The organism is Thioclava dalianensis, from assembly GCF_000715505.1.
In the GTDB taxonomy this organism is placed as follows: Bacteria; Pseudomonadota; Alphaproteobacteria; order Rhodobacterales; family Rhodobacteraceae; genus Thioclava; species Thioclava dalianensis.
Genome location: NZ_JHEH01000004.1, coordinates 67,281 through 85,343 on the forward strand (window position 1 = coordinate 67,281; position 18,063 = coordinate 85,343).

The 18,063-nt window shown below is 63.4% G+C and carries 14 protein-coding genes and 1 tRNA gene; 10 read left to right on the forward strand and 5 right to left on the reverse strand.

Annotation, left to right across the window (positions count from 1 at the left end):
• Nucleotide 1 precedes the first annotated feature (1 nt).
• The 3 genes from DL1_RS04580 to DL1_RS04590 all read left to right on the forward strand — a co-directional run bounded on the left by DL1_RS04580 (nucleotide 2) and on the right by DL1_RS04590 (nucleotide 6,041).
• On the forward strand, nucleotides 2-2,695 hold the full coding sequence (locus DL1_RS04580; RefSeq protein ID WP_038063157.1) for an ATP-binding protein: 2,694 nt from the start codon (nucleotides 2-4) through the stop codon (nucleotides 2,693-2,695).
• 81 nt (nucleotides 2,696-2,776) lie between these two features.
• Nucleotides 2,777-3,955 carry a FliM/FliN family flagellar motor C-terminal domain-containing protein gene (locus tag DL1_RS04585; RefSeq protein WP_051693312.1) on the forward strand — a complete coding sequence of 393 codons (1,179 nt, stop codon included), beginning with the start codon at nucleotides 2,777-2,779 and terminating at the stop codon, nucleotides 3,953-3,955.
• Nucleotides 3,956-4,103: 148 nt separating this feature from the next.
• Nucleotides 4,104-6,041, forward strand: coding sequence for an enoyl-CoA hydratase-related protein (locus tag DL1_RS04590; protein ID WP_038063158.1), 1,938 nt, complete (start codon nucleotides 4,104-4,106; stop codon nucleotides 6,039-6,041).
• A 9-nt stretch (nucleotides 6,042-6,050) separates the two neighbouring features.
• On the opposite strand, the gene DL1_RS04595 is transcribed toward DL1_RS04590, so the two are convergent.
• The gene (locus tag DL1_RS04595) at nucleotides 6,051-6,266 is read right to left on the reverse strand and encodes a hypothetical protein (protein WP_038063159.1); all 216 of its coding nucleotides are present in this window, start codon (nucleotides 6,264-6,266) and stop codon (nucleotides 6,051-6,053) included.
• A gap of 130 nt (nucleotides 6,267-6,396) precedes the next feature.
• Here DL1_RS04595 and DL1_RS04600 point away from each other — a divergent pair, with 130 nt between their 5' ends.
• Nucleotides 6,397-6,648, forward strand: coding sequence for a DUF2312 domain-containing protein (locus DL1_RS04600; RefSeq protein ID WP_038063161.1), 252 nt, complete (start codon nucleotides 6,397-6,399; stop codon nucleotides 6,646-6,648).
• A 37-nt stretch (nucleotides 6,649-6,685) separates the two neighbouring features.
• Here DL1_RS04600 and DL1_RS04605 read toward each other — a convergent pair whose 3' ends face one another.
• Complete coding sequence (locus DL1_RS04605) at nucleotides 6,686-7,561, reverse strand: hypothetical protein (RefSeq protein WP_038063163.1); 876 nt, start codon at nucleotides 7,559-7,561, stop codon at nucleotides 6,686-6,688.
• 110 nt (nucleotides 7,562-7,671) lie between these two features.
• Between DL1_RS04605 and DL1_RS04610 the strand changes: the two genes are divergently transcribed.
• Both DL1_RS04610 and DL1_RS04615 read left to right on the forward strand, forming a co-directional pair.
• Nucleotides 7,672-9,387 carry an ABC transporter permease gene (locus tag DL1_RS04610; RefSeq protein ID WP_051693313.1) on the forward strand — a complete coding sequence of 572 codons (1,716 nt, stop codon included), beginning with the start codon at nucleotides 7,672-7,674 and terminating at the stop codon, nucleotides 9,385-9,387.
• A 46-nt stretch (nucleotides 9,388-9,433) separates the two neighbouring features.
• Nucleotides 9,434-9,509: transfer RNA gene (locus DL1_RS04615), tRNA-Thr, on the forward strand.
• Between the two features lie 830 nt (nucleotides 9,510-10,339).
• Here DL1_RS04615 and DL1_RS04625 read toward each other — a convergent pair.
• Nucleotides 10,340-11,272 (reverse strand): LysR family transcriptional regulator, encoded by a 933-nt coding sequence (locus tag DL1_RS04625; protein WP_051693314.1) that lies wholly within the window; start codon nucleotides 11,270-11,272, stop codon nucleotides 10,340-10,342.
• 312 nt (nucleotides 11,273-11,584) lie between these two features.
• On the opposite strand from DL1_RS04625, the gene amaB reads away from it, so the two are divergent.
• The 4 genes from amaB to DL1_RS20745 all read left to right on the forward strand — a co-directional run bounded on the left by amaB (nucleotide 11,585) and on the right by DL1_RS20745 (nucleotide 16,311).
• Nucleotides 11,585-13,087: an L-piperidine-6-carboxylate dehydrogenase gene (gene amaB, locus DL1_RS04635; protein WP_038063169.1), complete on the forward strand. Its 1,503-nt coding sequence runs from the start codon at nucleotides 11,585-11,587 to the stop codon at nucleotides 13,085-13,087.
• Nucleotides 13,084-14,352: an NAD(P)/FAD-dependent oxidoreductase gene (locus tag DL1_RS04640; RefSeq protein WP_038063172.1), complete on the forward strand. Its 1,269-nt coding sequence runs from the start codon at nucleotides 13,084-13,086 to the stop codon at nucleotides 14,350-14,352. Before amaB ends, DL1_RS04640 begins: the two co-directional genes overlap by 4 nt.
• Before the next feature lie 19 nt (nucleotides 14,353-14,371).
• Nucleotides 14,372-15,733, forward strand: a complete 1,362-nt coding sequence (gene hglS / locus DL1_RS04645; RefSeq protein WP_038063175.1) for a 2-oxoadipate dioxygenase/decarboxylase HglS — start codon at nucleotides 14,372-14,374, stop codon at nucleotides 15,731-15,733.
• Between the two features lie 260 nt (nucleotides 15,734-15,993).
• Nucleotides 15,994-16,311: a transposase gene (locus DL1_RS20745; RefSeq protein WP_245739591.1), complete on the forward strand. Its 318-nt coding sequence runs from the start codon at nucleotides 15,994-15,996 to the stop codon at nucleotides 16,309-16,311.
• A 156-nt stretch (nucleotides 16,312-16,467) separates the two neighbouring features.
• Here the strand turns inward: DL1_RS20745 and DL1_RS04655 are convergent, their stop codons facing one another.
• Both DL1_RS04655 and DL1_RS04660 read right to left on the reverse strand, forming a co-directional pair.
• The gene (locus DL1_RS04655) at nucleotides 16,468-16,869 is read right to left on the reverse strand and encodes a hypothetical protein (RefSeq protein ID WP_038063178.1); all 402 of its coding nucleotides are present in this window, start codon (nucleotides 16,867-16,869) and stop codon (nucleotides 16,468-16,470) included.
• 194 nt (nucleotides 16,870-17,063) lie between these two features.
• Nucleotides 17,064-18,017, reverse strand: coding sequence for an NHL repeat-containing protein (locus DL1_RS04660; protein ID WP_038063181.1), 954 nt, complete (start codon nucleotides 18,015-18,017; stop codon nucleotides 17,064-17,066).
• Nucleotides 18,018-18,063: the final 46 nt, after the last annotated feature.

The window sequence follows — 18,063 nt, forward strand, 5'->3', positions numbered from 1 at the left end:
CATGGGGTTCAACAGTCTTGTCGCGGTCTGTCTGGCCTATGTGATCATGCTCTTCGCGGTGGCCTTCATGGCCGAGCGGCGCGCACGACGCAGCCGCCTGCGGTTCTTGCGCAGCCCGTGGATCTACACGCTCTCGCTTTCGATCTATTGCACGGCCTGGACCTTTTACGGCGCGGTGGGCTACGCGGCGCGCTCGGGGCTGGAATTTCTGGTGATTTATCTTGGCCCCACGCTGGTCTTTGTCGGCTGGTGGTGGCTGTTGCGCAAGCTGGTGCGGATCGGGCGCACGCATCGGATCACCTCGATCGCGGATCTGATCTCGTCGCGCTACGGCAAATCCAATGCGCTTGGCGTGATCGTCACGCTGATGTCGGTGGTCGCAGCCACGCCCTATATCGCGCTGCAACTGCAATCGGTAACGCTCAGCTTCGACGCTTTCGCAGCCCGCAGCCCCGAGGGGTGGGCGCTGCCCGATCAAGGCGCGACGGCCCTGTGGATCGCAGGCGGGCTGGCGCTTTTCACGATCCTCTTCGGCACCCGCAATCTCGACGCCAATGAGCGCCATCACGGCGTGGTCACCGCAATCGCGCTTGAGGCGGTGGTCAAGCTGGTCGCGCTGATCGCGGTGGGGGTGTTCGTGGTCTGGGGCTTGGGCGGCGGCCCGGTCGATATGCTGGCGCGGATTGATGCCTCTCCGATTGCCGAATGGCCTTTGCAGCCCGGTCGGTTCGCGGGGCTGACCTTCGTGTCGGCGGCGGCAGTGCTGACGCTGCCCCGGATGTTTCAGGTGCTCGTGGTCGAGAATGTCGATGAGCGCCATCTGGCCACCGCAAGCTGGGCGTTTCCCGGCTATCTGATGTTGATGAGCCTCTTTGTCGTGCCGATTGCCGTGATGGGGCTGGAGCTGATGCCCGAGGGCTCCAATCCCGATCTGTTTGTGCTGACGCTGCCGCTCTCGCAGGGGCAGGGCACGTTGGCCTTGCTGGCGTTTCTTGGCGGGTTTTCCTCGGCCACTTCGATGGTGATCGTGGCGGCCATTGCACTGGCCACGATGGTCAGCAACCATATCGTGACACCGCTCTGGCTGGCGCTGCGGCGCGCGTCGACGCGCGCGCCGGGCGATGTGCGCGGGCTGGTGCTGATCTCGCGCAGGCTCTCGATCATCGGCGTGCTCTCGATGGGCTATATGTATTACCGGCTGTCGGGCGGCTCCGAGGCGCTGGCCGCGATTGGGCTGATTGCCTTTGTCGGCGCAGCCCAAGTGCTGCCAGCACTTCTGGGCGGCATTTTCTGGCGCGGGGCGACCCATGTGGGGGCGATGACGGGGCTGCTGATCGGCTTTGCGATCTGGGCCTATACGCTGTTCCTGCCCTCCGTCGGCGATGCCGGGCTGCTGCCGCAATCGGTGCTGCAATCGGGACCGTTTGGCATTGGCTGGCTCAGGCCGCATGCGCTCTTTGGCATCGCCGGGCTCGATCCGATCTTGCACGCGCTGTTCTGGTCTTTGCTGTTCAACGCTCTCGCCTTCCTGATCTTTTCGATGCTCAGCTTTCCTGGCCCGTTGGAGCGCTTGCAGGGCGTGGCCTTCGTCAATGTCTTCGATCAAAGCCCTGCCGCGCGGTCTTGGGCGCAAGGCGGCGTCGAGGCCGAGGATCTGCTCTCGATGGCCCAGCGGATCTTGGGGGCGCGCGAGGCGCAGCATTTCTTTCAGACCCAAGCCTCGGCGCAGGGCAAGGAGGGGTTTCTCCCCGATACGACCTCCCCCTTCATTGCGCGGCTCGAGCGCAAGCTGGCCGGTTCGGTCGGGGCTGCGACTGCGCATGCGATGATCGCCCAGCTCACCGGGGGGAGTGCGGTGAGCATGCAAGATCTGATCGCGGTGGCCGATGAGACCGCGGAGGCCAAGGAATATTCCGCCACGCTGGAGGCGAAATCAGAGGAGCTGGCGCGGGTCGCCCGCGCGCTGCGCGACGCCAATGACAAACTGCGCGATCTCTCGGTGCAAAAGGACAGTTTCCTGAGCCAGATCAGCCATGAGCTGCGCACGCCGATGACCTCGATCCGGGCCTTTTCCGAGATCCTGATGGAGCCCGATCTGCCCGATGCGCTGCGCGCCCAATATGCCGAGATCATCCATGAAGAGGCGCGCCGCCTGACCCGGCTTCTCGACGATTTGCTGGATCTCAGCGTGCTCGAAAACCGTGGCGTGCAGCTCAATATCTCGGTTGTCAATTTGCATGATCTGCTCAATCGGGCGCTGCAATCTGCCTCCTCGACCCGCCCCGAGCGCGCCTTTCGCATCGAGCGCGATTTCCCGACCGAACATATGCCGGTCTTCACCGATACCGACCGGCTAGTTCAGGTTTTCATCAACCTGATTTCCAATGCACGGAAATATTGCGATTCTGAGCATCCGGTGCTGCGCATCGAGGTGCGCAAGCGCGGCAAGCGGGTGCAGATCGATTTCATCGACAATGGCGCGGGGATCGCGAAGCATTCGCAAAAGCTGATCTTCGAGAAATTCGCCCGGCTCACTGATGAAAGCCGCGCAGGCAGCGCGGGGCTCGGGCTTGCGATCTGCCGCGAGATCATGGCCAATCTGGGCGGCACGATCGACTATCTGCCGGGGCAGGGCGGGGCTGCGTTTCGCGTCAGCCTGCCGTTGCGCCGCGGTCGTGAGGTGGGCGCGAACTGATCCGCGCAGATTTAAACATATTGTAAACCTAGCTTTGCGATCCTGACCGGGATGTCTACGAATCTTGGGCGGTCGAAGGGTATGACTTCTGACGACACATCTGCGCTGCGCAAAAAGGCCGCCGCGGGGAAACCCGTCGTCGATGGCGCCGCTGTGTCGCCAGAGCGGGCAATTTCCTTCGCGCTGAGCAAGATGGCGCAGGAATGCCTTGCGCTGCCCGTCCAGGTCTCGGTGCTGGAGGAGGCGCGGCGCAACCTCGCCGATCTGCCCGAGATGCTCGAGGATCTGTCCCTTCTGGCCATCATCGAAGGGCCGGGTGAGGCGCTCGGTCTGATCGCGCTGCCGCCGGTGACGCTGTCAGCGCTGATCGAGATGCAGACGATGGGGCTATTGGCCAAGGGCCTCTCAACTCCGCGCAAGCCCACGCGGATCGATGCGGCGATGGCGGCGGACTATATTGATGCGGTGCTCGGCTCGATCGAGGCGGCGCTGATCTGCCACCCCGCGATTGCCTGGGCGGGCGGCTATCGCTACGCGTCGCATCTCGATGATCCGCGCCCTTTGGGCCTATTGCTTGAGGATGTGACCTTCCGCGTCTGGACGGCAGAACTGGCGCTTGGGATGGGCGGCGAGCGCAAGGGCGGGTTCCTGATGGCGGTGCCGCAATCGGGGCGCGGCGCGCATCTTCAGCAGCGCGCGCCCGGCGCCGGGACCGGCCCGCCGTCAGAGGCTGAGGTGGCAAGCGATGCGACCGCTTGGGCGGACCGGCTGGAGCATGCGGTGATGAGCACGTCTGCTGAGCTTGAGGCGGTGTTGCGCCGCGTGACCCTGCCGCTCTCGGCGGTGCTGAATTTCGCGCCGGGGACGGAATTGCCGATCCCCGAAGACGCGCTGGAGCGGATCACGATTGAAGCGAAGGGGCGGCGCAAGCTGTCCCATGCGCGGCTTGGGCAAAGCCGGGGCAATCGCGCGCTGCGTCTGACCGGGGCGGAGGACGCCGCAAGCCCCCCCGAAGAGCCATCGCTGCCCGCGCTATCGGCAGGCGAGAGCCCGTTTGCCGCGCCTGATCCCATGGACGGGCTGAGAGATGGGCCCTTCGATCTGGCGCCTGAGCCGCTCGATCTGCCGTCCAATACGTTTGACGCAGAGCCCGAACCGCTCGATCTGTCCTTCGATGCGCCACTGCCTGCAGCCGATCTCGATATCTACGGCACGCCAGACCCAGAGGAAGACCTGCCCGCGTTGCGCACCGGCACCTGAGGAGCCCTGAATGGGGCTGAACGTCCGGCCAACTTTGGCTCATAGGCTTTGCATCTTGCAAGCGCCGCCGGGTTTTCCCCTTGTTTTGCAGCGCGTTGACCCTAAAGTGGGGCAAGGCAAGGCAGACGGACACTGGGCGATAGGGGCGATGGCAAGACGTGTGAAAATCGGACGCCATGACGGGTTGGCATGGCTGACCCTGCCTGCGCGCGATGCGGATGGCGCGCCTGCGGGGTTTGACCCGCAATTGCGCGCCTCATTGCAAAATGCCCTCAGTCTTGTGGCAAGCTCGCCGGAGGTGCGCGGGATCGTCTTGCAAGGCGATGCGCATGGTTGGCCCTGCGCATCCGATCCGCTGGCCGACTACGACCATGATGACAACGCCCCCGATCTTAGCGCGTTGAGCGCGGCGGTTGCGGCGGTCGAGATCCCGGTGCTGGCGCTTCTTTCGGGGCGTGTTCAAAGCGGGGCAATGGCCATCGCGCAAGCGGCGGCGCTGCGGATTGCCTCGGAGGACACGGTCTTTGCCGCGCCCGAAGGCACGCTTGGTGTGCTGCCTGCGGCGGGCGGTTTCGTGCGGCTGGCCCGACGCCAGGGCGGGGCGGCGGCGCTCACTCTCATGGCGTCGCCCGAAGAGATTGGTGCCGAAGCGGGTCATGCGATGGGGCTGTGCGATCTGGTGATCTCGGATATCGCCCCCGAATATGCGACGGCGGCGCTTGATATTCTGATCGAGGACGGGGTGCCGCGCGATGATGGCGCGCTTGACGATCCGGCGGCCTATCTGGCGGCTTTGACGGGGCCGAAGGCGGCTTTGGCCGAGGATTGGCCCGACAGTGTCGCCCGGCGCGCAGTCGAGGTCGTGGAGGCGGCGCTTTTGTTGCCACTTGAGGAGGCACTCGCTTTCGAGGCGGTGGCCTTTGACGATCTGCGTGCCGCGCCGCTGTCGCGGGCGCTCTGTCATGCCCATCGCGCCCGCCGTGCTGCGGCCCGATTGCCGGGGGAACCGGTTCAGGCCGCGCCCGCGCGCCGGATTGGGCTGTGGAACCAGCGCCCGTCCTTGGCCGCACGCCTGCTTGCGGCGGGCCATGAGGTGGTGTTCGGCGCGAGCGATGCAGCCCAGATCGAAGAGGCTTTCTCGTCGATCGCGCGCAGTCAGGAACGGGCGGTGCAAAGCGGCACGCTTGAGGTGGCCCAACGCGATGCCGATTGGGCGCGGCTTGGCGCGGCGCTCGATCTGTCGGGGCTCACGGGTGCGGCGCTGATCATTGCGCGGGATGTGGACGGCGCGCTGCCCCAAGCCGATGTGGTGCTGCGCGAGGCGGAGGGTCCGGCGCGGCCTGAGGGGCGCGAGGTCACGCTGATCTCTAATCCCGGTCTGGTTGAGCTGGTGCCCGGCCCCGATCTCGACGCGGACACGCTCTACGATATCGCTGCCGTGCTGCGTCAGGCCGGTGCCACGGTGCTTCGGGGTGGCCCGGGGCGTGCCGGGATCTATGAGCATGTGATCGTGGGCGCGCTTGCTGCGGTCAATCGTTGCCTGCTGGCGGGGCTGTCTGTGGCCGAGATGGACGTGATCATGGAGGAGGCGGGTTTCACGCAGTCGCCGATGCGCCTCGTTGATGAGCTGGGTGCGGCATCGATGCTGGAGCGGACGCGCCGGGCGGGGCACAAGCCTGATCTGCTGCTTGCGACAATCGCCGAGGCGGGGCTGCGCATCTATGATGCGCAAGAGGGGGCGGATAGCTGGCTTGCGCCGCTGCGCACCGAGGCCGGGCGCGTGGCGCGCCGGATCGGAGCCGCCGAGTTTCTTGCGCGAGTCCATGCAGAGCTGGCCAATGTTGGTGCGACGCTTTTGCAAAACGGGCAGGCCTTCCGCGCGAGCGATATTGATCTCGCCCTGATCCGCGCGCTCGACTACCCCAAAGAGTTGGGCGGGCCGATGTTTGCCGCGGATGAGGCAGGGCTGCTGGCCACGCGCAAGCGGCTTCGGGCGCTGGTGGCGGAGGGGGCCCCTGACCCTGTGACGCTGTGGGATGTGCTGATCCGAAACGGCAAGCGTTTTGCCGATCTCGATGAGGGCTAATGCCCGAAATTACTTCAGGAAAATGCCGACCACGACCATCATCAGGCCGATCACCGAGATAAACAGCGCCGCCATATTGACCACCACCACGCGCTGCAGACGTGCGCGCAGGGCCGCGTCGTCAAGGCCTGCGCGCTTGGCGCGGGCCACCGTCAGGATGCAGTAGAAGATCCCGGCCAAGCCGAGCACCGACACCACCGCGCCTGTCCAGATCAGATAGTCCATGGCATTCTCCCGTCATCGCGCCACTGCCCTAGCGGCTGGACGCCGATGTGGCAAGCGAAAGGCGTGCAGCCCTCTTGATGTGGCTCGCGCGGCGGGCTAGTCAGAGCCTCGATCAGAGCAGGAGAGTGCCATGCCCAGCGATGCCGCCTATAACGTCGCCGCCGACGAGCTGCGTCAATTCATCGAACAGTTCGAAAGCCTTGAGGCCGAGAAAAAAGACATTGCCGAGCAGCAAAAGGACATCATGTCCGAAGCCAAGGCGCGCGGTTATGACACCAAGGTGCTCAAGAAGATCGTCGCGATGCGCAAGCGCGACAAGGACGATCTGGCCGAGGAAGAAGCCATCCTCGATCTTTACAAATCTGCGCTTGGCATGGGCTGAGCGCTTGCGCCTTGGTCACGCGCCCTAAGGGGCGTGATCAGGGGGCGATGAACTCGACGCCGGGAAGCTGCGCGATTGCGGCGACATCGGCGTCATATTGCTCGGTGATTTCGGCCACCAGCTTCTCATCCCAGCCGGGCAGGGGCGCGTCGAGCATGATCTCGTCGGGCTTGACGAACTTGTCGAGAAAGGCCGTCATGATCTTGCGCCGCTGCAGGATCGATTTCGCCGGATGGCTCTTGAGATAAGCACGCAGACGGCTGCGGCCTTCGGGCAACATGATCTGATCGAGGACCTGCATGTCGCCCATCAGCCCTTGTTCTTCAGGCACGCCTGAGACCGCGCGCAGCACCTCGGGCCAGATCAGCGGCACGTCCTCATTGCACCAGATCACCAGCCTGCGGCCTTGCGCGGCCTGACGCATCTCGCGCACCACGGTTTCCCAGCGCAGATCGCGCGGGTCGTTCTCTGCCATCAGCTCTTCGTAGCTGCGCTTGGGCATGCGGGTGGCAAGTTGCGGGATCAACGTGGCGGGGTTGATCAACGCCATGTGAAACTCGGTTTCGCTTTGCGGGAACAGATTGGCCAGCGGCCCCAGCTTGCTGCCCGCCATCGTGTAGAATCCGCGCCGGGTGATCACGCGCTCGGGGATGCACAGGAAGAACTCGTGGCTGAAGATCAGCCGGTTGACCTCTTCGGCATCCGAACAGGCTTCGATGATCGCATCCTGAATATCCTGGCCCGCCGGTTCGCCATGCAGGTTCACCAGCGCATCGCGCAGTACCATGCGGTATTTCTGCGGCGGTGGAACCGCGATGCCGTATCGATCCATGATCTTGGGGTTATTCGCCAATACCCGCACGAGGCGGTCTTCATCGGTCGAATGTGCGCCCAGATGGAAAACGACTTTCATATATTCTGCCTCAAATGCGTCAGCGGCCTTTTTGAGACCTTCTGTATTTGCGGCTCACTTTAGCCCCGTAAATCTGGACAGGCAAATGCGTTTCAGGGTATGGGGCTGGCATGAAGCCCGACAAAACCACTCAGGCACTCGCCAGCCGCTCCGCCCGGCAGCCCGGCCCGCATCGCGGCCAGATCCGTTCGGGCCTGCGCGGCTCTGGTGGCATCTGGTCGGCAGGTGCGCTGGCGATCGCGGCTTTGGTGCTCGCACCGCTGCTGGCGGTGGTCGTGATGGCGCTGGATCCGCGTGAGAATATCTGGCCGCATCTGATCGCCACCACTTTGCCGCGCTACCTGTCCAACACCGCAATCCTGAGCCTTGGGGTAGGCGTGCTCAGTGCCGCTATCGGGGCGGGGGCTGCGTGGCTCGTCGTGATGTACCGCTTTCCGGGGCGGCGGGTGCTGCAATGGCTGTTGCTGTTTCCGCTGGCAATTCCGGCCTATGTCGGCGCCTATGCGCTCACCGATTTTCTCGACTATTCCGGCCCCGTGCAGACCGCGCTGCGCGGCGCGTTCGGTTGGGCCTCGGCGCGCGATTACTGGTTTCCCGAGATCCGCTCGCGCGAGGCGGCCATCGTGGTGCTTGCAGGCGCGCTTTATCCCTACACGTACCTGATCTCCCGCGCGGGGCTGCGTGAGCAATCGGGCGCGAGCTACGAGGTCGCCCGCGCCCTCGGCGCCGGGCCGTTTGCGCTGTTCTGGCGCGTCGGCCTGCCGCTGGCACGGCCCGCCATCGCGGCCGGCGCTGCGATTGCCATGATGGAGACGGTGGCCGATTACGGTGTGGTCGCGCATTTTGGCGTGCAGACGCTGACCACGGGCATCTTTGCCACGTGGCTTGAGGGCGGCAATGCCGGGGGCGCGGCCCAACTGGCGCTGTTGATCCTTGCGGTGGTCTTTGCGCTCTTTGCCCTTGAGAAAGCCTCGCGCCGCAAGGCCCGCTATTTCCAGAGCGCGCGACAATCGCGCCCTGTGATGCCGGTGAGCTTGCGCGGCGGGGCGGGGTGGCTGGCCTGCGCGCTGTGTGCCCTCCCGGTCGCCTTTGGATTTGTGCTGCCGGTGGCGGTGATGGCAGGCCATGCGCTCGACAATCCGCAGGCATGGTTCGGGCGTGGTCTTGGTCTGGCGCTGTGGCACACGCTGACAACGGGAGGTGCAGCGGCGCTGCTGACAGTCGGCATGGCGCTGTTCATGGTCTACGGCGTACGTATGACGGGCCGAGCGCTGCCCGCGCGCCTGCTGCCGTTCACGACGCTGGGCTATGCCGCACCGGGCGCGGTGCTGGCGGTGGGCATCCTGATCCCGCTGGCCGTGTTCGATCATGCGCTGGCCGATACCGTGCTTGCGCTGAGCGGGCGTGATCCGGGCCTGTTGTTGACCGGCTCTGCCGCAGCCATCGTGCTGGCCTATGTGGTGCGGTTCTTCGCGATTGCGCAGGGCGCGACCGATGCCGCCTTTGGGCGCGTGCCGCCCTCGCTGCCGATGGCCGCGCGCAGCCTCGGGCGTGGGGCGGGCGGCGTTTTGCGCGCGGTCTACCTGCCGTTGATGCGCGGCTCGATCGGCTCGGCGCTGCTTTTGGTCTTTGTCGATTGCGTCAAGGAATTGCCCGCCACGCTCTTGCTGCGCCCGTTCAACTACGAGACGCTGGCCACCCGCGTGCAGGAAAAAGCCAGTCTTGAGCGGCTGGGTGAGGCCTCTCCGGCCGCACTTCTGGTGTCATTGGTTGGGCTGCTTGCGGTTCTTGTGCTGGCGCGCGCAAATCTGGGAAAAAGCGGCTGAGCACAGTCTTGCGCGCTCGCCCCGCTCGCGGTATTGCGAGACTCGTGCCGGCGTAGCTCAGTTGGTAGAGCGTCTGATTTGTAATCAGGGGGTCGGGAGTTCGAGTCTCTCCGCCGGCACCATTCTCCAAAGCAAGATATTGGTTTCTTCAGATTTTTGCACAAGCGAGGTGTCGTAGAGCACCTCGCCCGCGTTTGCCTTCGCGAAAGCTTACGCTTCCTCTCTCATGTGCCTAGGTGTTGTTTTTTCGTTTAATATCAATGTTTTAATCCGGGAAAATTTGTCCAGTTGTCCCCGCTGGGGTAACAAGATGAACCTCTGCAAAGATTTGCGCGTCTGCCGCCAAGTCGCTTCTCGGCCTGTGAGGCGACCTGCCACGCTTAGCATCCCGTGTATGAGGCCATTTTTGCGCTATGCCGTCATGCGGGCCTCGCCCGTGCAAGATCTATGGAGGAGACGCATATGAGCAATAATCGTGAATGCCACGATCAGTCCGCTCGACCAAGCGGCGGAGGGCTACAAGAGCTTCGACAGCGGCGTTGCGCAGAAATTCCTGCTTGATCCGCATGGGATGCTGGGGGCCTGAAGGGCTGGGGCACCAACTCAACCGCTGCCCCTTGGGGCGGCGGTTGTCTCCAAGATGAGGCTCGGAGGGGCTTGCGACCCGGTGTGGGATCGCCGCTAACGGATGTTCGTGATCGGGGCGGCGATGCCGAAAGGTGCTCCGCGGAGGATCACATCACTCATGGAGGCTTTGGATCTATCGCAGTCGTCCAAATTTTGCGCGAATCCTCTGACTGATATTCTTCAGGTGCTGGGGCGCCGGTCACTGTCCTTCCCCGATCTCGCGCACCTGAAGTTTATGGCGATCATGACAGGGGGCGCTGTGTGGCTCTGCCCCGGCAGGCGCTTCTGCATATGCAAGCCGGAGATATCTGCCTCATAAGGCGTATCAGGTCGATGGGCCGGTCTGATGCGCGAACGTGTGCGGGACCGTGCCGCCTTTGACCTGTCTCAACCAGTCCACGAACAAATCGCGTGGTTGATAATTCGGCTCATCGATCGGCCAGACGAAATAGTAAGCTCCGATGCTGGTTTCGCTTTCCGGCCAGAGCGCCACCAATCGGCCATCCTCCAACTCGTTCTCGACCAGATAGGTCGGCAAAAGCGCAGCCCCCATGCCATGAATGGCCGCCTGGATCATCGATGCGAACTGGTCAAAGAGCATTCCAACGGGGCATTCGATGTCTTTTCCGAGTGCCTGCGCCCATTTCTCCCACGCATCCGGGCGTGTATCGAGATGCAGGAGCGGCAGCGAAAACAGATCGCTCAGGGTGCTGCCCCGCAGGGTGTGCGCGACTTTCGGCGATGCCACGGGCACGACATATTCCCGCATGAGCTCTTGATAGGCGACATCGGACCAATCCCGTTGGCCAAAATGGATCGCGCCGTGAAAAGGCTCAGACGCGAAGTCGAAAGGTTTTAGCCGGGTGCTGAGGTTCACGGTAAATTCGGGATGACGTTCCACGAAGTCTGGCAGTCTCGGGGCCAGCCAGCGTACCCCAAAAGCCGGGAGCATCGCGATATTCAGCTGCCCGCCGCGCGGATTGGCCTTCAGGCGCAGGCTGGCCGTTCCGATCTGCTCCAGCGCGGCCCTGACCTGTGTGCAGTAATCGCGCGCGGCCAGCGAAAGCCGGATGGTCTTCCTGTCGCGCGTGAAAAGCGGTGTGTCGAGGTGGTCCTCCAAGACTCTGAGCTGACGGCTCACCGCGCTTTGCGACACGCCGAGCTCCAGACCGGTTTGCGTGACGCTGCCCGTCCGCTCGAAGGATTCCAAAGCACGGAGCGCTGTCATCGGCGGCAAAAAGCGCTTTGGATGCGGCATAGGTATGAGCCTTTTGCATGAGTAATGCGATAATTGCGTTTCTCATATGACCGAACAGCATGTCAAACTCGGCCTGCAACGGGAGCCCATGATGCAGAGAAACGCGGGTGGAATCGACGCAATGACACTGTCAGAGATCGTCGCGATCTCGCAAGAGGCCGCGCGTCTGCGCGCCTCCGGGCATGATGTTTTGGCATTTAGAACCGGCGCCCCCCGACTTTCCGACGCATATGCGTGCGCCGATTTTGACGAGGGCTGCGCGCGCCCGAACCGGGCCGTCCAAGGCCTGAGCTTGAACCAGAGGACAGCCTTATGAAATACCAAGACATTCTCGACGCCTGCAGCCTGAGTGCAGCAGACACCACAGGCGGCACGCTTTGTGTGACCACCCCTGTGGATGGCAGCGAAATCGCGCAGGTGCCGACGCATTCGGTTGCTGATGCCGAAGCCGCAATTGCCACGGGCGTTCAGGCCTTCAACGCTTGGCGCAAGGTGCCCGCGCCGCGCCGGGGCGAGTTGGTGCGCCTCTTGGGCGAAGAACTGCGGCGCGAAAAAGAAAACCTTGGCCGCCTCGTGTCGCTGGAATGCGGCAAGATCTACCAAGAGGGGCTGGGCGAAGTGCAGGAGATGATCGACATTTGCGACTTCGCGGTCGGCCTGTCGCGGCAGCTCTACGGTCTGACCATCGCCTCTGAGCGTCCGGGGCATTCGATGCGCGAAACATGGCATCCCATCGGGGTCTGCGGCATCATCACCGCCTTCAATTTCCCAGCAGCGCCGTGGTGCTGGAATGCCGCGCTGGCGCTGGTCTGCGGCGATCCGGTGATCGCGAAGCCCTCCGAGAAGACACCGCTGACCCAACTCGCGATCCAGAAAATCTGCGAGCGCGCGATGGCGACTTTCGGTGAGGATGCGCCCGAGGGCCTGATCCAGACGCTGATCGGTGAGCGGGATCTGGGCGAGGTGCTGACCGCCTCGCGTGACGTGGCGCTGATCTCGGCCACCGGCTCTGTGCCGATGGGCAAGGCGGTTGCCGCGGATATGTCCAAACGTCTGGGCAAGACGATCCTCGAGCTGGGTGGGAACAACGCGATGATCGTGGCCCCCTCGGCGGATCTGGAAATGGCCGTGCGCGCGATTGTTTTTTCCGCCGTCGGCACGGCGGGTCAACGCTGCACCTCGCTGCGCCGTCTGATTGTTCACGCGGACATCTACGACCAGCTGATCCCGCGCCTGATCAAAGTGTACGCAGGGCTTTCGATCGGCAGCCCGCTGGCGGATGGCACCCTCGTCGGCCCGCTGATCGACGCAGGCGCCCTGACGGCGATGGAACAGGCGCTGGAGCAGGCAAAGGCCGAGGGTGGCACCGTCTATGGCGGTGGCCGGGCCTTGACCGATCAGTACCCGGATGCGGCCTATGTAGCCCCTGCGATTGTCGAGATGCCCGAGCAAAGCGCCATCGTACACACCGAGACCTTCGCGCCGATCCTCTATGTCGTGAAATACACCGATCTCGACGCGGCCATCGCGATGCAGAACGCGGTGCCGCAGGGGCTGTCGTCCTGCATCTTCTCGACCGATCTGCGCGAGACCGAGCATTTCCTCTCGGCGCAAGGCTCGGATTGCGGCATCGCCAATGTCAATATCGGGCCCTCGGGCGCGGAAATCGGCGGGGCTTTCGGCGGCGAGAAGGAGACCGGCGGCGGGCGCGAAAGCGGCTCGGATGCATGGCGTGCTTATATGCGCCGCCAGACCAGCACGGTGAACTACTCGCGCGCGCTGCCGCTCGCCCAAGGCATTTCCTTCGAGATATGACACCCGCGCTGCGCCTCGACAGCCTGTGGTCCGACACGGCCCCCGACCGGACCGACTACGCGCCCCTGAACGCGGCGATCACCGTCGATGTCGCGGTGATCGGCGGCGGGTTCACCGGGGTTTCGGCGGCCTATCATCTGGCGGCCGGGGGCGCGTCGGTCGCGCTGCTGGAGGCGCGGACCATCGGCTTTGGCGGCTCGGGGCGCAATGTGGGCCTCGTCAATGCCGGGCTCTGGACGCCGCCCGATGAGGTGGAAAAGACCATCGGAAAGACGACGGGCGGAGGCCTGAACGCGCTGCTCGCCACTGGGCCTTCGGTGGTGTTCGAGCTGATCGAGACACATCAGATCCGCTGCGAGGCGACCCGCAAAGGCACGCTGCATTGCGCCCATTCACCGGCGGGCCTGCGCGATCTCGAAAACCGCTTTGCCCAGCAAGAGGCGCGCGGTGCGCCGGTCAAGCTGCTGGATGCCGCAGAGACTGCGCGGCGCACGGGGAGTACGGCCTATTGCGGCGCACTCTGGGACGGGCGGGCGGGTACGATCCAGCCCTTGGCCTATGTTCAGGGGCTGGCCCGCGCGGCAGAGGCTCAGGGTGCGCAGATCTTCGAAGAGACCGCCGCCCTGACCATGACGGAAACTGCACAGGGCTGGACCATCCGAACCGCGCAAGGCGAGGTGCGTGCGGGGCAGCTCATTCAGGCGACCAATGCTTATGGTGTGAACGCAGGCGCCACGAATGCGATCACCCCCGCGCATTTCTTCCAATTGGCGACCGCGCCGCTTCCAGATGAGCTGCGGCACAGCATTCTCGTCGGCGGCGAGGGCTGCTGGGACACGGCGATGATCATGTCCTCGTTCCGTCTCGATCAGGCGGGGCGGATGATCTTTGGCGCGCTCGGCAATCTCGAGGGTCTAGGCCGGGCGCTTCATCGCCGATGGGCCGCCCGCAAGCTGGCCAAACTGTTCCCGCAACTGGCGGGCATCCCGTTCGAGCAGGACTGGACCGGGCGCATTGCAATGACGGGCACCCATCTGCCGCGCATCGAGCGGCGCGGAAAACGCGGCATCTCGATCTTCGGCTATAGCGGGCGGGGCATCGCCCCGGGCACGCTCTTTGGCCGCGCCGCCGCCGCTTGGGCCCTTGGTACCGGCGATCTGCCGCTTCCGATCCAAGACCCGCAATCAGACCCTTTTGCCGCCGCCAAAGGGCTCTATTATGAGGCCGGGGCCACTCTCTCCCATCTCACGAACGGGCGTATCTAGACGCCAGAGGACAAAACCGATGACCGTATCTCCCAGCCAGATCCGAGCCGATTTCTCGGCCGCAATGTCCGAGATGTACCGCAAGGAAGTGCCCGCCTATGGCACGCTTGTCGAGATCGTGGAAGCCGTGAATGCGGGTGTTCTGCAGCGCGACGCGGGCGCGTTGGCGCTGACGCCCGGCGAGGATACGAACCGGATCAGCGCGGAGCGTCACGGCGCGATCCGGCTGGGTACCGCGGACGAGCTTGCGATGATGGGGCGCGTCTTTGCCGTGATGGGGATGGAGCCTGTGGGCTATTACGATCTGTCGGTCGCCTCCGTGCCCGTCCACTCCACCGCCTTTCGCCCCATCGGGCGGGATGCCTTGGCCGAGAACCCGTTTCGCGTCTTCACCTCGCTTTTGCGGCTGGAGCTGATCGCGGATGCGGCGCTGCGTGAGACAGCCGCCGCCACGCTTGCGCGCCGCCGGATCTTCACCGAAGGCGCGATTTCCCTGACCGAAAAGGCCGAGGCCGAAGGTGGGCTGACCGCCGAGGATGCCAAACGTTTCGTGGCTGAGGTGCTGGAAACCTTCCGCTGGCATCCGGAGGCCTGTGTCGATGACAAGACGTTCGAAGAGTTGATCGGGGCACACAGACTGATCGCTGACGTGGTCTCTTTCAAGGGCCCGCATATCAACCACCTGACGCCCCGCACGTTGGATATCGATGCAGCCCAGGCCGAGATGGTGGCCCAAGGCCTGCCCGCCAAAGCCGTTGTCGAAGGCCCGCCGCGCCGTGCCTGTCCGATCCTGCTGCGGCAGACCGCGTTCAAGGCCCTGAACGAGGCGATCCGCTTCCCCGTGGAGGGCGGATGGCATGAGGGCCAGCACACCGCGCGGTTCGGCGAGATCGAACAACGCGGCGTGGCGCTCACGCCCAAGGGCCGGGCGCTCTACGACCGTTTGCTGGCGGAGGTCCGGGCAGAGATCCTGCCCGCAGCCGACGGGTCAAACGCGGCAGACTATGTGGCAAAGCTCGAAGCGGTCTTTGAGGCTTTCCCCGATCGCTGGCGCGACTTGCATGATCAGGGGCTTGCCTATTTCAAATATGGCGTCGGCGAGGGGGCGGCGGCTGGCGCGGATCTGCCAGCGCTGCTCGATGCGGGCGCGCTGACGCTCAGCCCGATCATCTATGAAGATTTCCTGCCCGTCAGTGCGGCGGGGATCTTCCAGTCCAACCTTGGCGACGAAGCCCGTAGCGATGCGCAGGCCGCATCAAACCGCTCAGATTTTGAAGCGGCCCTTGGCAAGCCGGTTTCGGATGAATTCGCGCTCTATGAGGCGATGCAGGCGGCCTCGCTCAAAGCCGCGCTGGACCAGTTGAACATGGGCGCAGCGTGAGGTTTCCGAAAGGACTCGCGTGGCCACTTCTCCAAGAGAGATGACGCTTCCCTGCAAAGCCTGCGTGGTAGTATCGGCATAGGCCCGGCGGTTCCGCTGCCCGAGGCGCCCGCGCCGATAGCGCAATGTCTCCGCCCCCCTTAAGGCATAAAGCCTCCTTTCGTTGCGCAGTCGGGGCATTACGGGGCTGGTCGGGGCTTCCGTCCCCGATGATCGGCGGCAGGGTGGCCACCAATATCGGGGCGGGCGGTTCCTGCGCTATGGCAATATGCGCCGCGATAGGCTCGGAGCGCCGCTTATGTGACGCGATTCACCTGAACCTGGCCTATCGGTGGTCTTGCAGGTTGAAGCTGGTAGGGAGGGTCCCGGATCGCTTGACACTCTCGCGGTATCGCAACGGCAAGTTTCGGGAAAGCAACCGGCTGAGGCACGTCTTCGTGGCCCTGCTCGAACGCTGTCTGGGGGAGGGGGTCGTGTTCCGCGAGGGCTTTGCCGTCGACGCCAACAAGCTCTGTTCCATTGCGGCACAAAGCTGGTGCCCTGAGGTTGCACGCGAGGCCGCGCCCCGCGCCGCCTGAGCGTCTGCACCCCATTTCGGCCGTCCCCAGTCCAAGTTGACACCCCGAAAACAGCCGCTGGTCGCAGCTCCTACCGAGGTCAGTTCGGCGGACGAAACCGGCCTGTCGTAAACCACTCGGCAATGTCAGGTTTGGTCAGCACGGTAGGTATGTGGGTCATCGGAGTATTTTGGCCATACTTCGCCACATTATGTAGGAGGCGAATGGTTCGTTTTGGAAGAACGAACGCCATATGGAAACCACATCCTCAATGGAAAAAATCTCATCTGCGCTCACCGTTATCTGACCAGCTCCGCACACAATGATTTGCGGCGCATCTGACATTAAGCTTGCTGTTTTCAGATGCGCACGCCAGTGCAGTTTGTCGACGAAATCGCGCCTTTCGATAAGGTATTTCTTTTTTTCACCAGCTACTTGAACGTATGATCCATCCTGACGGGTCAAATTCGCATATGAATGTGGGTTAGAGTTGTTCAGCTCTCTCAGAGCCGCTTCAATTTTCGAAAACTCCCTAACTTGCTCCGGTCTTTTCCCCTCAACTTCAAGAAGCATCCTCATGGCAACCCCATTGAGCTGTTTGTTACTTCACTTGAGGTAACCGACCTGCGCAGTTCGCCGCGAATATCCAAATCTCACGCCTAAGTCGTTACGCACGTGCAGCGATTAGCAGACGTTTGGTGCGTGTGCAAAATTTGTCTCGATGGACTCGAAACCGACCTACATCGCGCCAGCAACCAAGATCGGTTCCAGAGTTAACGGCCGACAGCAGCTGTGTGGGACAAACCTGCCCTTCCTTCAAGTCGGCTTTCCTGCGCGGAGGTGTAGTCTTCCGGAACCGGCAAGATCACGACTGCATCGTCGAGAGTTGCTGGTATCCAAAGTCTGTTACCCGCTTCGTCAAAGGAAAAATCCGCCGGGCCGCGGATTGACGTTTGTAAAGGGAACGCGCTTGCGGTGCCGGTTGCTGGGTCTAGGTCGAGCATCGCTCCGGGCCTGCCCGCAAAGCTGATCCAATCTGATACCAGCACGCGTCCGTTTGGTAATACGGCCACCCCGTCGAAGATGCCGAAAGGGCTGTTTGGTATCTGTCGGACGCCTCGTGCGCTGGACCAGGTGAACAGATGGCCACCGGCGAAATCACTCCCCAAGGCGACAATTATGGCTTCACCCCGAGCCTTGTCCCAAGCGATCCCGTTCGCCCCCGGAATGTCTTTTGTCAACAGCGTGACCTGCCGTGTCTTGGGATCAAGGTCATAGAGCCGTCCGCGCAAAGTGTCGCTGAACAGCAGCCGATCGTCCACGACCGCAATATCATTGAGCAGGCATGGCTGCTCACAATCCATCTGCACGACGAAGGTCCGCTGATGCGTCTGAAGATCGAACCCAACGATCCTGTCGATGTCGGCCACGTAAAGTTCGTCTGCGATCAGCGCCATGCCCTTTGGCGCGTCAAGGCCGGTAAAAGCGCGACGTTCGACAAGCCTGCCTTGTGCGTCGACAATGCTGATGAAACCGTCGCCGTCCTTTTTCAGGGGCTCGAGTTCGGCACCGATACTCGAGACGTAGCGCAGCGAGGGACCAAGAAGCACGCTTTCAGGATGCGCGAAACCGCGCGTGATGATGGCAGCGCGTGGTGTCTCGGCGTGCGCCGCACCGGTCAGGCCGACGACGAAAGCGGCGGCGAAAAGAGGACGGATTCGAAGCATGATAGATCTCCTGGCTGACGTTTCGTCATCTATCGCAGAGCTTTGC